At 60.4% G+C, this 3,351-nt stretch carries 2 protein-coding genes; one reads left to right on the top strand and one right to left on the bottom strand.

The features are described from left to right. Positions 1-87: 87 nt before the first annotated feature. Positions 88-1,950 (top strand): prolyl oligopeptidase family serine peptidase, encoded by a 1,863-nt coding sequence (locus AB6804_RS31645; protein WP_370889804.1) that lies wholly within the window; start codon positions 88-90, stop codon positions 1,948-1,950. A 259-nt stretch (positions 1,951-2,209) separates the two neighbouring features. Here the strand turns inward: AB6804_RS31645 and AB6804_RS31640 are convergent. Further along, positions 2,210-3,351, bottom strand: a 1,142-nt coding sequence (locus AB6804_RS31640; protein ID WP_370889803.1) for an IS256 family transposase, incomplete at its 5' end; no start/stop codon positions are given.

Genomic DNA, 3,351 nt, shown 5'->3' with positions numbered 1-3,351 from the left:
CCTCAAGGGTTCGCTGCGCGGACCTTACGCTCGCCCTTGACCCGCCAAACCACCCACTGAGAATTCAAAAGAGGCACCTCTATCTGGATGTTGAACATTGACGCCTCCCGACCGCCGCTCCAACTGACGTTCAGCGGTTCGGACTCGTCGCCCCGCTTTCATCCAACGCAGAATGCGCTCACCTTTCTATCCGATAGAGGGGGCGGCCGGCAAGTGCACGTCCTGCCGCTTGATGGTGGGGAAGCGCGACAGCTCACCAACGTGCCATCAGGCATCACGTCATTCGAGTGGGCTACCAATGGCGAAAGCCTGCTTGCGATCTGCGCACTGTCGGTCGACCCGGAAATGCGGGGCGATACGTCAAACGGCGGTGGCGATGTCGCAAACCGGCCAACGGACGCGCCGCATGTCGTCTGGCGGCTTCCCTACAAACTCGATGGCGTGGGCTATACGCTCGACTCGGAGATTCACCTATTTACCGTTGAGGTGGCGACGGGAAAGACCAAGCAACTGACGACAGGCCCCTTCGAAGTAGATAGCGCTGACTGGTCTCCCGATTGTCAGCGCATGGCGTACACGCGCACCCGCGAGGGTCGCTTGGCGCATCGTTCCGATTTGTGGCTCATTGATCGCACCGGCGACAACGCGCGGCGCGTGACAGAGAAGATTGCAACTTGCAGCTATCCGCGGTGGTCGCCCGATGGCCGTTACGTTCTTTTTACGGGCACGCTGCAGGACGGTGACGCGCAGATGCGACTCTGGCTACATACCGTCGATACCGGCGAAACACATGGGCTCGGAGACGAAGACATTGAAGTGGTGGCGGGCGCAACTGTGTTCTGGGCGCAAGACTCGTCGAGCGTTTTTCTCGTTCAGGCGCGTAATGGCCGCCAGGAAATCACGTCGGTTTCCGTTCCCGGTGGCCAGTTGACCCGGCTCGTCACTGGCGACAGGCAAGTCGATGCCTTCGCCATCCATGGAGACGGGTTTGTGTACGCGGTCGAGGATGGGACATCACCGAAGGACGTATGGGCCTGCGCCCTCGACGGCACCGGCGAGCGCAAGCTCTCGGATTTCAATCCCTGGTGGCGCGAGAGGATTGCTACAAAAATCGTCGTGCGCCAGTTCGAAGTTCCCGACGGCGATGGCGGCACAGAATTGGTCGATGGCTGGTTGTTTAACGCTAAGGACAGGGGGCAGCACGGCCCCCTTCTTGTCGACGCGCACGGCGGGCCCTCAAGCTACGCGCTGTTGAGCTTTAACTGGCACGTGTACTGGTATCTGCTCGCGTCGCAAGGATGGACGGTACTCGCCCTTAACCCCGTAGGATCGAGCAGCTACGGCAGGAAGTTTAGCTCCCAAGCCCGCAAGCGCTGGGGGAAATGCGACCTTGACCAACAGTTGGGCGCCGTGGACGTGTTACGCAACGAGGATCTCGCTGACGAGCGACTCGCTATTACCGGCAAGTCCTACGGTGGCTATCTCAGCGCGTGGGCGATCGGCAATACGACAGCATTCCGCGTCGCGGTGGTGTCTGCGCCGGTGACCAGCCTTGAAAACCACTTTGGGGTTTCAGACAGCGGCTACTACGCGGACGCCTACTCGATGTACGGCGAGCTAAGCGTCAAGCGTGAGGAAATGCGGGAGCTGTCGCCGCTCAGTTACGTCGAGCGCGTCGTGACACCGACCCTCATCTTGCAGGGAGAAGCAGACCAGCGTTGCCCCGTGTGTCAGGCCGAGGAGCTCTTCACGGGCATCATGACGCAGACCTCGACACCGGCGGAGATGATGGTCTTCCCCGGCGGTAGCCACCACTTTTTCGAGAAGGGCAAACCTTCCCATCGCAAGGCTATGTTGGACCGCATGACGCAGTGGCTTCTCATGTGGATTGACCAGCCGGTCGGTAAGAACGACAGTGCAACCGACAAAGGCACGGATCGACCACAATAGACGAAATCAACGAGAATCACATCCGCAAGGTTGGACCGGCCCAGGGTGTGCGGCTATGCGCCCTACGACCCCTACAGGCTTGGCAGAAGTGGGAGGCTTCTGCGAAGACCGCTAACACACAGAACGCCGCAAACAAGCCTAACGGCAGTTGTGTGCGCCAAACTGTGCAGAAACCGGATGCCAGTGGTTTCAGTTGACCCTTCTGTGCGGCGTGCGGTGCGAAGGGCGTAGCCCGCAGCGCCGAACGCCGCACCGCCCGCTATGCAGCAGCGCGCAAGAACTCCTTCTTCTGCTCGGCCAGCAGGGCCATGTTCAGATAGCGGCTATCCTCCAGCCACGTTTCATGCGTTTCACTGCATAGCGCCCTGACTAGGCGCAGACACGCCGCCTCGTTCGGAAAGATCCTCACAATACGCGTGCGCCGCTTGATCTCTTCATTCAGGCGCTCGAGCATGTTGGTCGACTTCAAATGCTTGTGATGCGCACGCGGCAGCCGGTAGAACGTCAGCGTCTCAGCAATGTTGCCTTCAACCCAATCTACGAGCTTCGGATATTTGCCTTGCCACTTGGTAATCCACGCCGGGAGATCTCGTTGCGCCTCCTGCAAAGCGCGTTGGTCGTACATCCAGCGCAGTTCCTGCAGACAGTCGTCGTCGGCCTTGCGCGGCAGGCAGTCCAATGCGTTGCGCAGAAAGTGCACGTAGCAGCGCTGCCAGGCGGCCTCAGGAAGCACCTCGCTGATTGCCTTCTTCAGTCCCGCATGATCGTCCGAGGCGACGAACTCCACGCCTGAGAGCCCGCGCTTCTTCAGCGCCAGCAAGAACTCCTTCCAGCTCGATTGGCTCTCGCGGTTAGCCAGCTCCACGGCCAGCACTTGCCGGTGACCTTCCCAGTTGATGCCGATGGCAATCAGCACTGCTTGCGCGCGAATCACGCCTGATTCACGCACCTTCTCATAGCGAGCATCGACAATCAGATACGGATACGCTTCCTCGAGCGGCCGGTGCGCGAATTTCGCCAGCGTCGCGTCGAGCCCTTTGTTAATGGCGGAGATCGCTGAGGCCGAGAAACTGTGACCGCATAGCTCTTCGGTAATCGCCTTGACCTTGCGAGTCGAGACGCCCTGTACGTACATCTCGGCGAGCGCGGCCACCAATGCCTTCTCGCTGCGTGCATAGCGCTCGAACAGCGCCGTTGAGAATTCGCCATGCCGATCACGCGGCACGCGAAGCTCTAGCTTGCCGATGCGCGTCACCAGCCGGCGGCCATAGTAACCTGCACGGTAGCCACTGCGTGCCTCGGTGCGCTCGTTGTGCGAGGCGCCCAGAGGTGGCGCCGGGAATTCGGACAGCTCGGTAAGTGGAAAAAGCTGGGGTCCGAGTCGGCCATAATGGCTGGCAA

It is taken from the genome of Caballeronia sp. RCC_10, assembly GCF_041360715.1.
Taxonomy (GTDB): Bacteria; Pseudomonadota; Gammaproteobacteria; order Burkholderiales; family Burkholderiaceae; genus Caballeronia; species Caballeronia grimmiae.
This window is presented reverse-complemented; position numbering and strand designations above follow the sequence as displayed.

What these genes read in the sequence shown, in the direction of transcription:
- AB6804_RS31645 (WP_370889804.1), top strand. Translation starts at nt 88, where the DNA reads ATGTTGAACATTGACGCCTCCCGACCGCCGCTCCAACTGACGTTCAGC.